We start from the raw sequence: 16,019 nt of genomic DNA, 5'->3' as shown, positions 1-16,019 counted from the left end.
ATCAAATATATTTTGAAGCTTGAGGTCCCTGGCTGAATAACAAATCTATCACGCTTAAGTTAGGCATAAACTTGTATTTGTCCTCGAAAACCTGATAATAAGGTTTCGCTTTGTAATTGCTCTCCTTTTTCGGATGTATATTCTCTCTGAAATCTAATTCGTAGTCTGTCGAATAAGTTTTGGAGAAATCTACGTCAATCTTTAGCTTCAGTTGCTTTTTCAACATATCAAAAAGCTCAAGATTGTAGTCAAATAAATAAGGGTATTTCTTTTCGTAAAAAGGAGCAAAATCGGCTTCATAGAATTCGAAATAAGCCGAACTTCTGTATGATGTTTGTATACTTAGCCAATGTAAACGTTGCCAATCTTCATCATAACTTATTTTTACATCCTTAACTTTTGTATGAACAGTAGATCCTTTTACAACTGGAACAATTAAGTTTAACTTACCATTTGGTCCGTATATGCTGGTTCTATTTCTATAAGTCTGTTTTGGAAAGTGTTCTTCTTTTTCAAAAAGAATGGTTTTATCTTTATTATCAATCAATTGCCTATAAAATTCAACTGGCGGAAGGTAAAACAAAGGAAATATTACGCTATTTTCCATTTCAATTTTTTTATGTTTGCATTAAATAGGCGAAAATAATGATAATTAAGTGGCTTTCTAATGCAGCTGCATTTTTTTTATACCTTATTTCTTTATTACCATTAGGTATTCTTTATGTATTTTCCAGACTTGCCTATTATTTAATTTATTATGTAATTAAATATAGAAGAAAGCCAGTTGTTGAAAATTTGAAAAATGCGTTTCCAAATAAAAGCGAACAGGAAATAAAACAGATAGAAAAGCGTTTCTTTAGATATTTTACCGATCTTATTTTCGAGATAATAAAACTTCTGTCTGCTTCACCCGAATACATAAAAAAGCGATATAATTTTCTGAATGAGGAGATTTTTAGAGAGTACGAAGAAAAAAATCAAAGCTTTTTGATGGCTGTTGGACATTACGGAAACTGGGAATGGAGTGCAATTACAACTCCAATGGTTACCAAAGCCAGGCCCTTAATTGTTTATAAGCAGTTGCAAAATAAAGTTTTCGATAAATTATATAAGCAAACCAGAGAAAAATCCGGAGCCGAAATGGTTGAAATGGCACAAACTTTCCGGAAAATAATCGAATACAAAAACGAATTGGTGTTCGCTGTTTTTGCTGGCGATCAAAGACCAACAAAAAGCGGAACTTATACCTGGTTAAAGTTTATGAATCAGGAAACCCCTTTCTTCACAGGGATAGAAAAAATAGCAAAAGCAACGAATTACCCAGTTATCTTTTGCGACATGAGAGTCCCAAAACGTGGTTATTATGAAGTTAAATTCATTAAAATAACAGATAATCCGAGGGAAACAGAAGATTTAGAGATCACAAATACTTATATTCGTTTATTGGAGAACAGGCTGAACCAAGCACCAGAATATTGGTTATGGTCTCATAAAAGATGGAAAATTAAGCCGGGAGATATCAAATAATGAGTTTACCTAAAGTCTCAGTAGTTATATTAAATTGGAATGGAAAGCAACACTTAGAAGAATTTTTACCTACTGTGTATAACAGTCAGTATGAAAATTTAGAAATTGTTGTGGGTGATAATGCTTCTACAGATGACTCAGTAAAATTTGTAAAAGATAATTTTCCTCTGATTAAGATTATAGAAAATCACGAAAATCTCGGGTACGCGGGCGGCTACAATGCAGTTTTAAAACAGGTTGAAGCTGATTATTATGTACTGCTAAATTCCGATGTCGAGGTCCCTCCCTACTGGATTAATCCGGTGATAGAACTAATGGAATCTGATAATCAGATTGCTATCGCACAACCAAAAATAAAGTCTTTTTTTCAAAGAGATTATTTCGAATATGCGGGGGCTGCAGGAGGCTTTATAGATAAATTTGGATATCCTTTTTGTCGGGGAAGAATTTTCGATAGCCTTGAAAAGGACAATGGCCAGTACAACGATATTCAGGAGATTTTCTGGGCAAGTGGCTGTGCTTTATTCATAAAATCTTTGGCATGGAAAAGATTGGGTGGATTAGACGCCAATTTTTTTGCCCATATGGAGGAGATAGATATTTGTTGGCGGGCAAAAAACCTCGGCTTAAAAGTAATGTATTGCGGTCTGTCAGAAGTCTATCATGTTGGAGGTGGCACGCTAAATACCGAAAGTCCTCATAAAACTTACTTAAATTTCAGAAATAACGCTTTTCTGCTAAAAAAGAACCTAAGTCCGATTCGAACTTCATTTGTGATTCCTTTTAGGTTTTTCCTGGACTTTTTAGCGTTATTAAGATTTGCATTTAAGCGACAATTTGCAAATGCTGGTGCAGTTTCCAAAGCTCATAGAGCTGTTTGTATGGCTTTTTTGAAAAGAAAAATTAACTATAATAAAGATATTTCCAACCATCCGAATAAAACCGGTTTATATCAAAAGTCTATAGTTTGGGATTATTTTGTTAAGAAGAAGAAAGAGTTTAAAGACTTGGAATTCTAATCTAAGGTTCCGAGTTACGGGAGAAATTAATCCAAAAAGGCGAAGGGTCTAAAATTCCAGGTTTTTCTTTGTACACTTTTTGGTTCTATTTATAAGTATCTAATTAATTTATGTCTAATAGCAGTTTATTAAAGAAGTCGGATATTTCTATAATGGCTTTGGCTACAGGTTTGATTGTTGCCAATTTATATTATTGTCAGCCTTTAATCCATCTAATCGCCGTAGAATTTAATATCACCGAAAGCGTAGCAGGAAAAACTATATACCTTACACAATTTGGTTATGCAGCGGGATTACTATTATTGGTTCCGCTAGGAGATAAATACGAAAGAAAAAAGCAGATAATTCTGGTTACAGCCGCTTCATGCTTATTTCTTGTACTGGCAGCTGTCAGTAACAAATTCTGGCTTTTGCAAATAGCCTGTTTTGGCATTGGCTTTAGCTCGGTCTCACCTCAGCTTATCCTTCCTATGGTTGCTGCATTATCAAAACCTCAGGAAAGAGGCAAATTAGTAGGCATCGTTATGAGCGGTCTTTTAATTGGTATTTTACTATCAAGAACTTTAAGCGGTTTTGTAGGAGAATTCTTCGGTTGGAGATCTATGTTTTGGGTTGCAAGCTTAATTTGTGCTGTATTGACCATAATAATCAGTTTCCGATTTCCTAAAAGTGAGGTTAGCTATACCGGAACTTATTTAGATCTTTTAAAGTCTTTAAAAGAAATAACCTACAAGTATGCAGTTTTAAGAGAAGCCTCACTGATTAACTTCGTTGTGTTTGCTACATTCGGTATATTTTGGACAACTATGGTCTTATATCTGGGGTCCGAGGCTTATCAATATACCAGTGAAAAAATAGGGTTGTTTGGTTTAGTGGGTGCTACAGGAGCAATGCTAGCTCCTATCGTGGGTAGGTTATCAGATAAATCTAATTCCAGAGTGGTTGTGGGCTACGGGATATTGATATTAATTTTCAGTATGCTGATCTTCTATTTTTTTGGAGGTATATTGATTGCCTTCATATTAGGGATAATCGTTCTGGAAATTGGTCAGCAATCTGTACATGTAAGTAATCAGACAAGAATTTACGCTTTAAGTACCGAAGCCAGAAATAGATTAAACACTGTTTTTATGACAGCAAGTTTCATTGGAACCGCAAGCGGATCGGCATTCGGTATTTTCTTATGGACTTTAGGTGGCTGGAAAGCAGCTTGCCTGGGCGCCATACTTATTTTAGCACTGGTATTTATTTACTACAAGTTTAACAAAGCATCAAACCCAACTGGTTAAAAGCTATAGCCTAAAGATAAAAAGAACTGTTTATGGTGGATTTTTGCATCATCGGTTCTTTTGTCTTTCGGAATGGTATTGCTAAGCCCAAGGCCATAACCGGCATTGAATAAAAGTCCCCCATTTAGATGATATCCTAACATAAAGTTCAAGCCTATATCCATCGGATTGACGTCGTCATTTACACCGTTGCCAAACTTAAGATCTCTTTCTGAAGTAATTTCATCTATATTCCCGCTTATACCAAATCCCAAATAAGGGCCTGCGCCAACAAAAATCCGCCCTGATCTTGTAGGGAAATAAGCTATTCCATTCATTGGAATTTCAATATATGATAAATCTACCTCGCCTTTACTATCGCCGTTAGGCAGATCGTATTTATATCCTTTGCCTAAATAAGTAACTCCGGGCTGGAAAGAGAACATACCGTCTATGGGAATATCAACAAAACCGGCGATATGAAACGTTGTAAGGTTAGACGGTGAAATCGATAAATCATAGTTCTTAAAAGTTGCAGTTGCAAAATTAACTCCCGCTTTTAAACCGTATTTAACCTGCGCTTTTATAGTAAAAGCCAGTATCATTAATAAACTGATAGCAAATATCTTTTTCATAGGCTTTATAATTGCATACAAATACCTATCAAATTAAAAGCCAATTTTAACAAAAAGAAAAATCAGCAGATTAATACAAAATCTGCTGATTTATGCTCTTATTGGAATTTAATATATTAAAAGCCTTCGTTACAGTCTAATTGCGATAAATTCACGCCATTTACAATAGCTTCAAATTCCGTTCTCCTGTTCATTTGCTGTTCCTCTTCCGAGCATGGAACGCCGTCATAACAACGGTTTGTTAATCGGGTTTTTCCATAATACTCTACTTTAATTCTGTTTGCAGCCACTCCTTTTGCAACTAAATAAGCTTTAGCAGAGTTACCTCTTCTTATAGATAGCAGTTTATTATAATCGTTAGATGCTCTGCTATCGCAATGGCTGGAAGTAATAATACTCACCTCCGGATGAGTTAACATAATCAATGCAATTTTATCCAAAGCGGGTCTGGCATCCGGTCTGATTTCTGCTCTGTCTAGGTCATAATAGATATTATCGAAATTAAAAACGCGTTTTAATGAATCGCAATTATTGATAACCCATTGCTGATTGCTTTCCGTTTTAAATAAATTGATATTTAATAGAATTGTAGAATCCTTATTGATCCCAACGGATGTCGTAAAAGCTTGCTGACTAACATATCCTAACTTTTGAGCGGTTAATTCATAGTCGGTTTCTTTCGCTAATTCTTTTTCGAACACTCCTTTTGGCCCTACTCTCAAAGTATCCACACCATCCAATGTTCTCAACAAAATTCTGGATCCGGGTAATGCAATACCTAACCTGCCATCCTTAACCACACCTTTTAATATGATCCTATGCGTACTTCTTTTAAAAGAGTAAATATCGTCGTTTCCAGATCTGTTAGAGCTAAAAAATCCCTGCTTTCCTTCAGAATCCTTTATCAAAGCGAAGTCATCTTCTGGAGAATTAATTGGCATTCCCATGTTTTTCGGTTGTCCCAGAGGTTTCATGTCTTTCAACTTAACCTCAAAAACATCCAATCCACCCAGACCGGCAAATCCGGTTGAAGAAAAATACAATGTATTTTCACTATCCAGAAAAGGGAACATCTCATCACCTTCTGTATTTATTCCTTTTCCCATATTAATCGGCCTGATCCATTGGCCATTCCCAGATTTAACAGAATAGTACAAATCGGTTCCTCCGTATCCTCCCGGCATATCAGATGCAAAAATTAAAATATTTCCATCTTTGCTTAAGGCCGGATGGCCTACCGAATACTCATTATCATTATACGGAAATTCTTTTACACTACTAAAATCAGCATTAGCAGTATACATCTTTAGTTTATTTAGCCCCTCTTTACTTTGGTTTTTAGAACCTTTGTAAAAATTATTTCTGGTAAATATTATACTTCCATCAGGAAAAACGGCTACAGAACCTTCGTGGTATTTACTATTAACCTTGCCTTTCACACGCTGTACCTTTAATGAGTTCGCAGAACCAAGCAATAAGCTATCCCTTTCCAGAGAAGACTGATAAACACCTAACACTTTGCTGTCATTGCTTGTTTGCTCCGTATCGTCGTCATTAAATTTATACGGTTTATTTCCTTTCGCTGTAAGGTTTGATAAAACACTGTCTGCGTTCAGGTGTTTAATATCTTTTAATTTTTCTACACGATAAAGATCAGAGAAAGGTGTGTTATCCCATGCAAAAACACGTTTAGTAGTGCTAGATGTCATTCTGTTACTAGAAAACAATAAGCCCTCTTTATAATACATTGGAGCATAATCAGCACTAAGCGTATTAATATTTGTAAAAGCAATATTCCAGGCTCCCCTATTTTCTTCAAAAGCTTTTAAATTGGCATTTACAAAAGAAGATGCTCTTTTTTCATTTGGAACAGATTTTAGATAATCTCTATATACCGATACTGATTTTTCATATTGCTGCTTATTAGCCAACGCTTCTGCATAATAAAGCTTCCATTCGGGTTTTACATTGCTTCGCTTAGACAGTTTTGTATAAGCTTCTAACGTTTCGTCGTAATTTTTTACCATTTTGTAGCTATAAGCGAGCATTTCCAATAATTCATTATTAGAAGTATCGTTCTCTACCAATGGTTTCAATAATTTTATAGCCTGAATATAGCTTAATGATTGATAAGCTTCTTTTGCCCTTTTTATATCACGTTCCTTCGGCTTTTCTGCTGCTGATAAAACGTTCATAGTTAAGGTAAAAACAATAATAGATAGTATTTTGTATTTCATTATAAACGCTTAAAAGTATCTAGGTGATATAAATTTATCTTTCTTAAATCCGAACTCATATCTCAGCATAATCTCGTGACTTCCGGAATTGTATTTTCTCAGTTCGGTTGTGCTGTAATCATATGCATACCCCAACCTGATTTGTGGCGTGGCCTGAAGTTCTAACATTCCTGCTAAATCGGCACTGGTTCTATACTGTGCACCTATCGCGATTATGTCTTTAATCCATAATGTTGCATTAATATCTCCTTCTATCGGCGCTCCTTTTACGGCTTTGATAAGGAATGAAGGTTTCAATTTGAAATCCTGATCCAGAGGAATAACGACACCCGAAGCTAAAAACATGTGAACCTCCTCTCTGTTCCCCAGATTCATTCCAGGCGATTGATAGTTTGTAAATTTGTTTTTCAATAGATCCATCGCAGAAAATCCAAGATAGAATCTATCAGTATTATAATACAATCCCGCACTGATATCGAATAGAACTTTATCTATATTATTTGCAAATGCCGGATCTATTGTAGTTCCGCTTTGATCTAAATTCACAGAGGTATAATCGGCTTTATACTGTCTTATTCCTCCTTGCATTCCAAAAGAAAGTGTTGCCTTATCCATCCTCAGACGATAAGCATAACTTGCCGAAGCTCCATTGTTTTTGATAATCCCTGCTTTATCGGAATACGCCTGAAACCCTAAACCCATTCTCTTGTTATTAAGTGGAGCGTCTATGGAAAAAGTTGCCGTTTCCGGAGCACCGGCTATACCAACCCATTGATTTCTATATAATGCAGTTGCGGAGACTACATTTCTACTACCTGCATAAGCTGGGTTTATAGCCAGTGTATTAAACATGTATTGCGAATACATAGCGTCTTGCTGAGCGCTTGCCTGCTGACAAACAGAAGCAAACAGAAAACTGGCTATAATATATATATTGTATCTTCTCATTATTATCTGCTAATAGTTATAAATCCAACTTTTCTATCTCCCTCGATGCTTATAATGTAATAATATGTGCCGCTTGGAACATCCTCTCCGAAATAAATCCCTTGATTACATTTTCCATCCCAATCGTTTTGGTAATTCTTAGATTTATAAATAACGTTTCCCCAACGGTTATAAATCTCTAAATGAAGTTCCTTCCCGGAGGTATTTTGTATTATAAACCTGTCATTAATACCATCATTATTAGGCGAAAACCCCTCAGGGATAAATACACTGCCTTTCTCCAAAGTAACGGGAGTTTTTTTGTTTGGAGAAAAATCACCTATCACAATAGGATCGGGAGTTAAACCATCGGTTGATTCATCATCCACAACAGTGCCGTCTCCCTGCGATTTACCCTTTACATAGGCGGTATTATCATAAGTTCCTTTTGATTTATTTAAAGCAACCAATACTTCTATGTTAACATGCTCTTTTGACAGTGGTAATAACATACTCGAAACATTCAGTAATTCCTTATCAGTCCTGCCATCATAAGCTAAATTGGGTACCAAACTAGTTCCATCGGTTTTTATAGATTTTACAGAGAAATCTGCATCAGTAAAAACACTTAACAAATCATCGGTTAAACTTAAATCCGCAATAGCAATTTGCCCGGCATTTACCAATGTGAATCTGTAAGTCAGCATGAAACTACCGTCTATTTGTTTGTCAACACCAATCAAAGCTTTTGCTAAACCTATTTTAGCAGGAGTTAGATTGTTTGGTAAGACGTTTATGGTTACGTTTATTGGATCTGATTCCAATCCGTCCGGAGTTCTTAATTTATAAGTGAAGCTGTCCGAACCAACGAAGTTATTATTAGGTGTATAAGTTACGATATTAGTTACGGGGTCTATAGAAATAATTCCGTTTACAGGATTTGTATTTGGAATAACGGTAGTTCCGCTTTTAGAAGCATCGTTATCTTTAACATTTACAGCAAGCGGTGTATTTAAAGGTGTTGTATAAGTATCTGGCGAACCAACCGGTTTTACATGAACCGTAACCGTTATTGGATTAGATTCTTTTCCGGTAACAGTGTCATATAATTTATATGTAAATGTATCCGTTCCACTAAAGCCGGGATTAGGAACGTAATTAACTCCAGTATCCGAATTAATTATGGTATAAGTTCCATTTGCAGGCTCAGTATTTCGTATAACAATCGTATTGGTTTTAGATAGATCGTTGTCTTTTACAGGAATATTAACAGGAACATTTGTAAGTGTGTTGGCTTCGTCTGAAATACCAACAGGCTTATCATCATATAGTGAGATTTTCAGATTTCTAATTTCGTGGATATTTACGTTATTTCCTGTTGATGAAGAAATACCGTAACCCAAAATTTCGGGAGCTAATTCTTTGTAATGAAATCTGTCAATAACCTTTCTAGGTATAGTTTCTCCCCCCAACAATATATCTACACTGATGAAATAACCACCATTAGTACTTGGTTCCAAAATAATAACAGCCTTACGGTATCCTATATTCGAGGGATTTGGCTGTCTGGAATTTCCATTACCGCCAACTAGTGAAAATGGTGTTGAGAGTTCATCTGTTCTTTTAAAAGTTAATAATGGATAATTTCCAGGAACAAGAGCATCTCCATTACCCTTTCCTCTGATACCTACCGCACCTTTTTGCGGGGAAGGTTGTTTACCCGCGCCAACCTGAGGCTGTCTTCCTTCCTCATCCCTGGCAAAATAACCATATTCGTCAAAGCCTACTCCTATATAACCGCCCGTTACCCCCGCTGCATGTACCGGACCTGTAAGCAAATCATCTTTTTTATATTGTGCATAACCTAAAGATCCGCCAAATCCACCGATTTTGAAATTAGGAAGTACACTTGCATCAAATAAAAAGAAGCAAATTCCATCTGCACCTCTAGGAGCTAATGTACCCGGAGGGCTGTAAGTATAGTATTCAAATTCAATTCTTAGTCCATTTGTAGACGGTATTCGAATTGTTTCATTATAGATATATCCTTTTTGATAAGTCAAATTATTTGTTAGCCGAAGATATCCGTCGCCATTAGCATCTGGTATTGGCATTGTATTCCATGAACCCGTTGCATTATTTGCGGTCAAAAAAGCATATCCCTCAGTAGCGGGATTATCGCCTCCACCAAATTTTATACCTGGAGCCGTTGCGTTTTTAAAGTTCTCTTCATACGGAAGTTGCGAAAAAACAAGATTGACAGAAAAGGTTGCTACGACAAATAACAGGAAACGTAAAACTTTAAACATATCTTTTTTAATCAAATACAAATGCCCTATATCCAAAAATGAAGCCATTCATAAAAAAGAATGCTATCGTTTGCAAATAAGTACAGCTGCAAGGAACAATAATGTAAAATTTTTCCCAATAAAGTACAAAAGTCTACACTTTTATACACACAAAATATATAATTCTATGTTTCTTAGCGTAGGTAAAGAATAAACTTCAAATTCACCTGAATTTTTATTTATTCACTAATGAGTCATTTAAGCATTATTTAAATTCATTTTGATATTGCTTATTGTATTTACCCTGCATTAAAAGCAAAAAGGGAATAATATTCGCATATTTTGAAACCTAAATATGATATATTTGGATTCTTATAAAAGGAAAATAAGTTATATGAAGAGAGCTTTTTCAGGAATTATGTTTCTGTATCTTCTTACGTCCATCTCAACTTCGCTTAAAGCGCAGGATAATATTCTAGGAGATTTTTCCTATCTATATATGGAAAAGCTAATAGCGGTAGCCAAAGAAAATTACCCTAAGAATAAAGTTTTTGAAAGCCGAATTAATGTAGCCAATAATAATTTAAGTATCGCAAAGGCTTCCTGGTTTGATCCTTTATCTTTTAATTACGTCAATAGAACTAATATTTATAATATAGATGGTGTAAATTCCAGCATTCTGAGTGGTTACTTTTTAAATGTGAATTTTTCGCCCGCGTCTATTTTGGTAAAAAAGCCTTTTCAGGTTAAAAATGCCCGCTCTGAAATTGTTGCAGCGACAGCCGAACGAGACGAATATGCTTTGCAATTAGAAACCGAGGTAAAGACGCGTTATACCATTTATGTTCAAAATCTTCAAACGCTTAAGTTAGTTAGTCAACGTGTTGTAGATGCAGAATCGACGTTTACAAACATGAAAGCGAAATACGAAAGAAGCGAAATATCTTTTAGAGAGTTTAACGATGTTTCTACATATTTAACATCTGTGAAAGAATCAAAGGTTGCAGCAGAAGCTAATCTGCTAACATCCAAATTCCAATTAGAAGAATTACTTACCGTTAAACTTGAGGATATTAAATAATGGAAGAATTAGCAATTTTTTCGAGGCTTATCAAAAAACACAAATACACGTTAATTATAATTCCGATATTTACCATCATCATTACTTTCTTTTTGGTGAGAAATCTTCCCGATTCGTATATATCTCAGGCTCAAATTTCAACAGGTATTGTCGACGAAACTCAACAAACAACATTTTTAACAAATAGCGATAGTCAAAAAGCAAATCAGGTTACGCAAGAGTTCAGTAACTTAATAGAAATCATGAAAATGAAAAAGATACTCGACCAGGTGTCTTACCTTTTAATTATACATGATTTAACAGCGGAAAAGCCTTTTAGAGAATTAAGCAGTACCATTAGTAAATTGTCCGCTGGTGAAAGAAAAACAATAATAGAAACATTCAAAACTAAATATGCCAAAACAGAAGGCTTGAACCTTTGGGATAAAAAACAAATCGAATTGTATGATTTGTTAAGATCCATGAATTATGATACCGATGAGCTCAAAGGAAAATTGAGAGTTTACAGACAAGGTGATAGCGATTTTATCAATATAGAGTTTGATTCCGAAAGTCCGGAGTTATCTGCATTTGTAGTTAACAATCTCAGTCAGGAATTTATAAACTACTATACCCAGCTTGTTAAAGCCAACCAAAAGAATGCTACAACATTCCTTGGTAAATTGGTTCAGGAGAAAAAAGAGGCTATGGATAAAAAAATAGACTCTTTAAGAAGCTATAAAATTAGAAATAGGGTATTAAATCTACAGGAACAATCCAGCCAGTTATATGCACAAATACTGGTATACACAGATAGGATACAACAGGTCAAAGAAGGCATCGCTTCCAAATCCGGAGCGCTAAATGAAATCGACAGAAAATTTTCTCCTAAAGAGCGGTCTTATCTTGAATCTACTTTAACAAAAGTAAATCAAGGAATTATCGGTACAAAGCAGGATTTGAAAGCACTTCATGATTTATATATAGAAAGTGGCTTTGATCCTAAATATCAGGAGTCAATAGACTCTTTAAAAGGAATATTAAGCGGACAAATAAACAGATATACAGATCAATATATCTATAACCCTTTGGTTAGTAAACAAGAACTGATTCAACAAAAATTAAATCTGGATATTCAGTTAGATATGTCTCGCTATAGCCTGGGTTTAATAGAAAGACAGCTTGATTACCTGAATGAACAGTTTGATAAATTAGTTCCCCACGAAGCGGTGGTGCAATCTATGGAAAGAGACGTAGACGTAACCAGTCGCGAATATTTGGATATACTGCAAAAGTTCAACCAAAGTAATATGGAGTATGGTTTGTCTATTAAATTGAAATTGGTGCAAACTGCTATGCCAGGTTTAGCTCAGCCATCTAAGAAGATGCTGCTCGTTATTTTAAGCGGCATTATAAGTTTTGTTTTTTGCGTATTTGTGATATTCGTTCTTTACTATATAGATAACTCTGTAAAATCGCCAAAAATACTAGCCAATAAAACTGAAAGCGAAGTATTGGGATATGTCAATGCATTAAACAACTCCGTTATAGATTTAAAGGAAATATGGACCAGAAGTAATCTGAATCCCGAAGAAACCGAGTTTAGAAATCATATCAGATCTATCAGGTTTGAGTTAGATAAAGAAGTAAAAGACAAAACTATTGTTATAACAAGTGTAAACAGAAGCGAAGGAAAGACCTTGCTGGCACTTAATTTGGCTTTTGCGTGGAATATGACCAATAAGAAGGTTTTGTTGATAGACAGTAACTTTAGTCATGGAGATATTACTGAAAAAATTAAACCAGCGGCTTATTTAGAAGATTATCTGACAGGTAAAGTTGGGAATGAAGTATTTAAAGGCCAACCTTTAGAAGTTCTGGGAAATTATGGCGATGACACTTCCCTATTGGAAATTGCTGCGGAAAATCAGATAAAACAAAAAATTGAAGCTTTAAAAGGTGTTTTCGATATCATTATTATAGAAACTGTAGAACTGACAAAATTGAATCAAGCCACAGAATGGCTGTTATTTTCCAGTAATGTTATTGGTGTATTCGAGGCCGATAGAAATATTTCCGAAGCAAAAAAACAGTATACTGATTATTTAAATGGATTGGGAACGCAGTTCAAAGGTTGGGTGCTAAATAAATTGCCAAAAGAATATATTTCAAAAGTTTAAGTTCATAAATTTCGAAAATGCCTTTTTTGACAACTATATGGAATATTATACAGGTATTGATTGGCTACAATCTAATATTACCCATATTGTTGTTTTTTATGTGGTTGATATTTGGAAAAAAGAGACTGCCTAAAATCACATCACCTATTGAAACCGAGCCCGATTATGCGATCATCGTTACAGCCTATCAATTTACCGATAATTTAGAGGCTGTAGTTAAATCGATAAAAAAAGTAAATTACAGTAATTATATAATTTATATTGTAGCAGATAACTGTGATATTTCAAATCTGAAATTTGAAGATGAGAAAGTTGTTTTATTGAAGCCCGACAGTATTATTGCGAGTAATACAGGCTCTCATCAATATGCAATAGATCACTTTATCAGAAACCACCAGAGACTAACCATTATCGACAGCGATAACTTAGTACATCCCGAATATTTTCAGGAACTAAATAAATACTTTAATAAAGGATATATCGCGGTACAAGGAATACGTTCAGCTAAAAATTTGGACACTACCTATTCCCGCTTAGATGCAGCAAGGGATATCTATTACCATTTTTACGATGGAAAGGTATTAAATCAGTTAGGTTCTTCTGCTACTCTTGCAGGTTCCGGAATGGCATTTAATACCGATCTTTATAAAGACTTCTTGAAACAAAATCAGGTAAAAGGCGCTGGATTTGACAAAATATTACAATATTTTATAATTAAGCAGGATTTAAGAATCGCTTTCGCCGAAAATGCTGTTGTATTTGATGAGAAGACCTCACAATCTCACCAGTTAGTTAAGCAGCGAGCCCGGTGGATCAATACCTGGCTTAAATACTTCAAATTGGGCTTTACTGTGCTGAGGAAAGGAATTATGAATTTCAGCTTAAACCAAACACTTTTTGGAGTAATCTTATTGAGACCCCCTTTGTTTATTTTTCTGATTCTTTCTTTTATCTGCCTATTCATAAACATTATAACGGGAAATTATTTTAATGTAACGCTATGGAGTTCTGCATTAATAGTATTTGTAATAGGGTTTGCATTAGCTTTGCTTTTCTCGGAAACAGATAAGAAAATATATTCATCCCTTATAGGAATTCCAAAATTTGTGTTTTTGCAAATTATATCTCTTATAAAAAGCAGAAATGCAAATAAGCATTCGGTAGCAACGCAGCATTATCATACAAAGAACCTGGAAGAAATAGATTAAAGAGTTATGAAAATAAGACCAGACAAAGCTGTTCTAGATAAAGACTTCTATAAAAAGAAGATGCAGAATAATATCAGAAAGGCTGCCATAACACTTGTTTTTATAGCTATATACTTTTTCTTTTTTAAACTTTTGTTTTTATAGTGGACGAACTGAGAATTAAAGTAGGTAAAGATATAGGCTCGGAGAATTTAAGTTTTTCCTCGACCTTAAGGGAAAACATTTTCGTTAAGAAAATGAATAACCCCCTGGGATATTTATTACTTGCTGTTTTATGTATCTCCTTAGGTATACTTATAGTATATCAGGGTTTACCAGCGGTGATTATTATTTTACTTGCTTTAGTTGGTTTACCAATTGCCTATGGAATAGTATTTTTTCCAAAGTTCGGAATCATCACCCTGCTCGTTTCGGCTTACTTTATTATGTGGTTTACCCATATGGGTTTCGATTATCCATTTGGTACGGTAATAGACGTTATAGAGCTTCTGTTAATTCTCGGTTTTTTCATTAAACAAAAGAAACACCCAAACTGGGGGATTTTTAAAAGTTCAATATCCGTATTTATATTGATATGGGTACTTTATAATATATTACAGGTAGCAAATCCTATTATAGAATCAAGATTGGCCTGGCTTTATACCATAAGGTCGGTTGCAGCCGTAATGATCATGTATTTTGTTTTCGTGTATCATATACGAAGTCCCGAATTCATTAAGCTTATTATTAAGATTTGGATAGGTTTAACATGCGTCGGTGCAGCTTATGCTTTCTGGCAGGAGTTTGTTGGCTTTCTTCCTTTTGAAGAGGGATTTCTTAACTCGGATCCAAAATATAGAAACTTATTATTTATTGCTGGCAGGTGGCGTAAATTCTCTATTTATTCTGATCCTGTAGCATTTTCCTACAATATGGTTATAAGTAGTGTTTTGTGTATCGTTATGATGTTGAATCAGATGAAATTATGGAAAAGAGTGGTATTAGGCTTACTTGCTTTCTTTTTTATATGGGCAATGATTTTTTCAGGTACACGTGGAGCTTATGTACTTATTCCGGCAGCGTTAGGATTACTGGTTATTTTAAAGCTTAACCGAACAATTTTGATATTTGCGTCTGCGGGCTTTTTAATACTTGCCTTTTTTGTTTATGTGCCAACATCAAACTATAATATAAGAAGGTTTCAGTCAGCGTTCAGACCTTCAGAAGATGCATCGTTTAATGTACGGGCAATTAATCAGAAAAGAATACAGCCGTATATACAGGAACATCCCTTTGGCGCCGGATTGGGAGCAGTAAGTTTAACAGGAAAGCAGATGGTACGCCATTCTGTACTCACAGGATTTGCTCCTGATAGTGGCTACGTACGCGTCGCAGTTGAATTGGGATGGGTTGGGCTTCTGTTATTTTGTACTTTACTGTTCGGGATTGTACGTAGTGGAATCAATAATTATTTTAAAATTCGCGATCCCGAGTTACAGAATTATTGTCTCGCGATGACATTAATTGCATTTGTACTGGCGATAGGAAGCTACCCTCAGGAAGCGATAGTCCAATTCCCGACAAGTATATACTTTTATCTGGTGGTTGCTATAATTACCATTACAAGGCAATTGGATGAAAAGAATTATCCAAAAGAAAAACCTCCTGTTAAACGTTTAATCTAAGTAAAA

At 35.0% G+C, this 16,019-nt stretch carries 12 protein-coding genes; 7 read left to right on the top strand and 5 right to left on the bottom strand.

Features of this window, described 5'->3' with window-relative positions; all coding sequences use genetic code 11:
• Position 1 precedes the first annotated feature (1 nt).
• Positions 2-607 (bottom strand): WbqC family protein, encoded by a 606-nt coding sequence (locus PEDSA_RS05220; protein WP_013632114.1) that lies wholly within the window; start codon positions 605-607, stop codon positions 2-4.
• A gap of 38 nt (positions 608-645) precedes the next feature.
• On the opposite strand from PEDSA_RS05220, the gene PEDSA_RS05215 reads away from it, so the two are divergent.
• The 3 genes from PEDSA_RS05215 to PEDSA_RS05205 all read left to right on the top strand — a co-directional run bounded on the left by PEDSA_RS05215 (position 646) and on the right by PEDSA_RS05205 (position 3,835).
• Positions 646-1,527 carry a lysophospholipid acyltransferase family protein gene (locus PEDSA_RS05215; RefSeq protein ID WP_013632113.1) on the top strand — a complete coding sequence of 294 codons (882 nt, stop codon included), beginning with the start codon at positions 646-648 and terminating at the stop codon, positions 1,525-1,527.
• The gene (locus tag PEDSA_RS05210; protein ID WP_013632112.1) at positions 1,527-2,546 is read left to right on the top strand and encodes a glycosyltransferase family 2 protein; all 1,020 of its coding nucleotides are present in this window, start codon (positions 1,527-1,529) and stop codon (positions 2,544-2,546) included. The genes PEDSA_RS05215 and PEDSA_RS05210 overlap by 1 nt, the downstream gene beginning before the upstream one ends.
• A 110-nt stretch (positions 2,547-2,656) precedes the next feature.
• On the top strand, positions 2,657-3,835 hold the full coding sequence (locus PEDSA_RS05205) for an MFS transporter (protein WP_013632111.1): 1,179 nt from the start codon (positions 2,657-2,659) through the stop codon (positions 3,833-3,835).
• Here the strand turns inward: PEDSA_RS05205 and PEDSA_RS05200 are convergent.
• The 4 genes from PEDSA_RS05200 to PEDSA_RS05185 all read right to left on the bottom strand — a co-directional run bounded on the left by PEDSA_RS05200 (position 3,832) and on the right by PEDSA_RS05185 (position 9,922).
• Positions 3,832-4,449, bottom strand: a complete 618-nt coding sequence (locus PEDSA_RS05200; protein WP_041536980.1) for a porin family protein — start codon at positions 4,447-4,449, stop codon at positions 3,832-3,834. The genes PEDSA_RS05205 and PEDSA_RS05200 overlap by 4 nt on opposite strands.
• A 116-nt stretch (positions 4,450-4,565) precedes the next feature.
• Positions 4,566-6,686, bottom strand: coding sequence for an OmpA family protein (locus tag PEDSA_RS05195; protein ID WP_013632109.1), 2,121 nt, complete (start codon positions 6,684-6,686; stop codon positions 4,566-4,568).
• Positions 6,687-6,695: 9 nt separating this feature from the next.
• The gene (locus PEDSA_RS05190) at positions 6,696-7,634 is read right to left on the bottom strand and encodes a PorP/SprF family type IX secretion system membrane protein (RefSeq protein WP_013632108.1); all 939 of its coding nucleotides are present in this window, start codon (positions 7,632-7,634) and stop codon (positions 6,696-6,698) included.
• 2 nt (positions 7,635-7,636) lie between these two features.
• On the bottom strand, positions 7,637-9,922 hold the full coding sequence (locus PEDSA_RS05185) for a T9SS type B sorting domain-containing protein (RefSeq protein ID WP_013632107.1): 2,286 nt from the start codon (positions 9,920-9,922) through the stop codon (positions 7,637-7,639).
• Between the two features lie 373 nt (positions 9,923-10,295).
• Here PEDSA_RS05185 and PEDSA_RS05180 point away from each other — a divergent pair, with 373 nt between their 5' ends.
• The 4 genes from PEDSA_RS05180 (at position 10,296) to PEDSA_RS05165 (ending at position 16,013) form a co-directional block, all read left to right on the top strand.
• A complete protein-coding gene (locus PEDSA_RS05180) occupies positions 10,296-10,982 on the top strand; it encodes a TolC family protein (protein ID WP_013632106.1) in 687 nt (228 codons plus the stop codon).
• Positions 10,982-13,141, top strand: a complete 2,160-nt coding sequence (locus PEDSA_RS05175) for an LPS biosynthesis protein (protein WP_013632105.1) — start codon at positions 10,982-10,984, stop codon at positions 13,139-13,141. The genes PEDSA_RS05180 and PEDSA_RS05175 overlap by 1 nt, the downstream gene beginning before the upstream one ends.
• A gap of 17 nt (positions 13,142-13,158) precedes the next feature.
• On the top strand, positions 13,159-14,349 hold the full coding sequence (locus PEDSA_RS05170) for a glycosyltransferase (RefSeq protein WP_013632104.1): 1,191 nt from the start codon (positions 13,159-13,161) through the stop codon (positions 14,347-14,349).
• A 143-nt stretch (positions 14,350-14,492) separates the two neighbouring features.
• A complete protein-coding gene (locus PEDSA_RS05165; RefSeq protein ID WP_013632102.1) occupies positions 14,493-16,013 on the top strand; it encodes an O-antigen ligase family protein in 1,521 nt (506 codons plus the stop codon).
• Positions 16,014-16,019 lie beyond the last annotated feature (6 nt).

The sequence above is a fragment of the Pseudopedobacter saltans DSM 12145 genome (assembly GCF_000190735.1).
GTDB classification, from domain to species: domain Bacteria; phylum Bacteroidota; class Bacteroidia; order Sphingobacteriales; family Sphingobacteriaceae; genus Pseudopedobacter; species Pseudopedobacter saltans.
This window is presented reverse-complemented; position numbering and strand designations above follow the sequence as displayed.

Bases quoted from the DNA above. Each gene is read 5' to 3' on its own strand.
- PEDSA_RS05195 (WP_013632109.1), bottom strand. From the start codon at position 6,686: ATGAAATACAAAATACTATCTATTATTGTTTTTACCTTAACTATGAAC.
- PEDSA_RS05210 (WP_013632112.1), top strand. From the start codon at position 1,527: ATGAGTTTACCTAAAGTCTCAGTAGTTATATTAAATTGGAATGGAAAG.
- PEDSA_RS05220 (WP_013632114.1), bottom strand. From the start codon at position 607: ATGGAAAATAGCGTAATATTTCCTTTGTTTTACCTTCCGCCAGTTGAA.
- PEDSA_RS05205 (WP_013632111.1), top strand. From the start codon at position 2,657: ATGTCTAATAGCAGTTTATTAAAGAAGTCGGATATTTCTATAATGGCT.
- PEDSA_RS05190 (WP_013632108.1), bottom strand. From the start codon at position 7,634: ATGAGAAGATACAATATATATATTATAGCCAGTTTTCTGTTTGCTTCT.
- PEDSA_RS05185 (WP_013632107.1), bottom strand. From the start codon at position 9,922: ATGTTTAAAGTTTTACGTTTCCTGTTATTTGTCGTAGCAACCTTTTCT.
- PEDSA_RS05175 (WP_013632105.1), top strand. From the start codon at position 10,982: ATGGAAGAATTAGCAATTTTTTCGAGGCTTATCAAAAAACACAAATAC.
- PEDSA_RS05215 (WP_013632113.1), top strand. From the start codon at position 646: ATGATAATTAAGTGGCTTTCTAATGCAGCTGCATTTTTTTTATACCTT.
- PEDSA_RS05170 (WP_013632104.1), top strand. From the start codon at position 13,159: ATGCCTTTTTTGACAACTATATGGAATATTATACAGGTATTGATTGGC.
- PEDSA_RS05180 (WP_013632106.1), top strand. From the start codon at position 10,296: ATGAAGAGAGCTTTTTCAGGAATTATGTTTCTGTATCTTCTTACGTCC.
- PEDSA_RS05200 (WP_041536980.1), bottom strand. From the start codon at position 4,449: ATGAAAAAGATATTTGCTATCAGTTTATTAATGATACTGGCTTTTACT.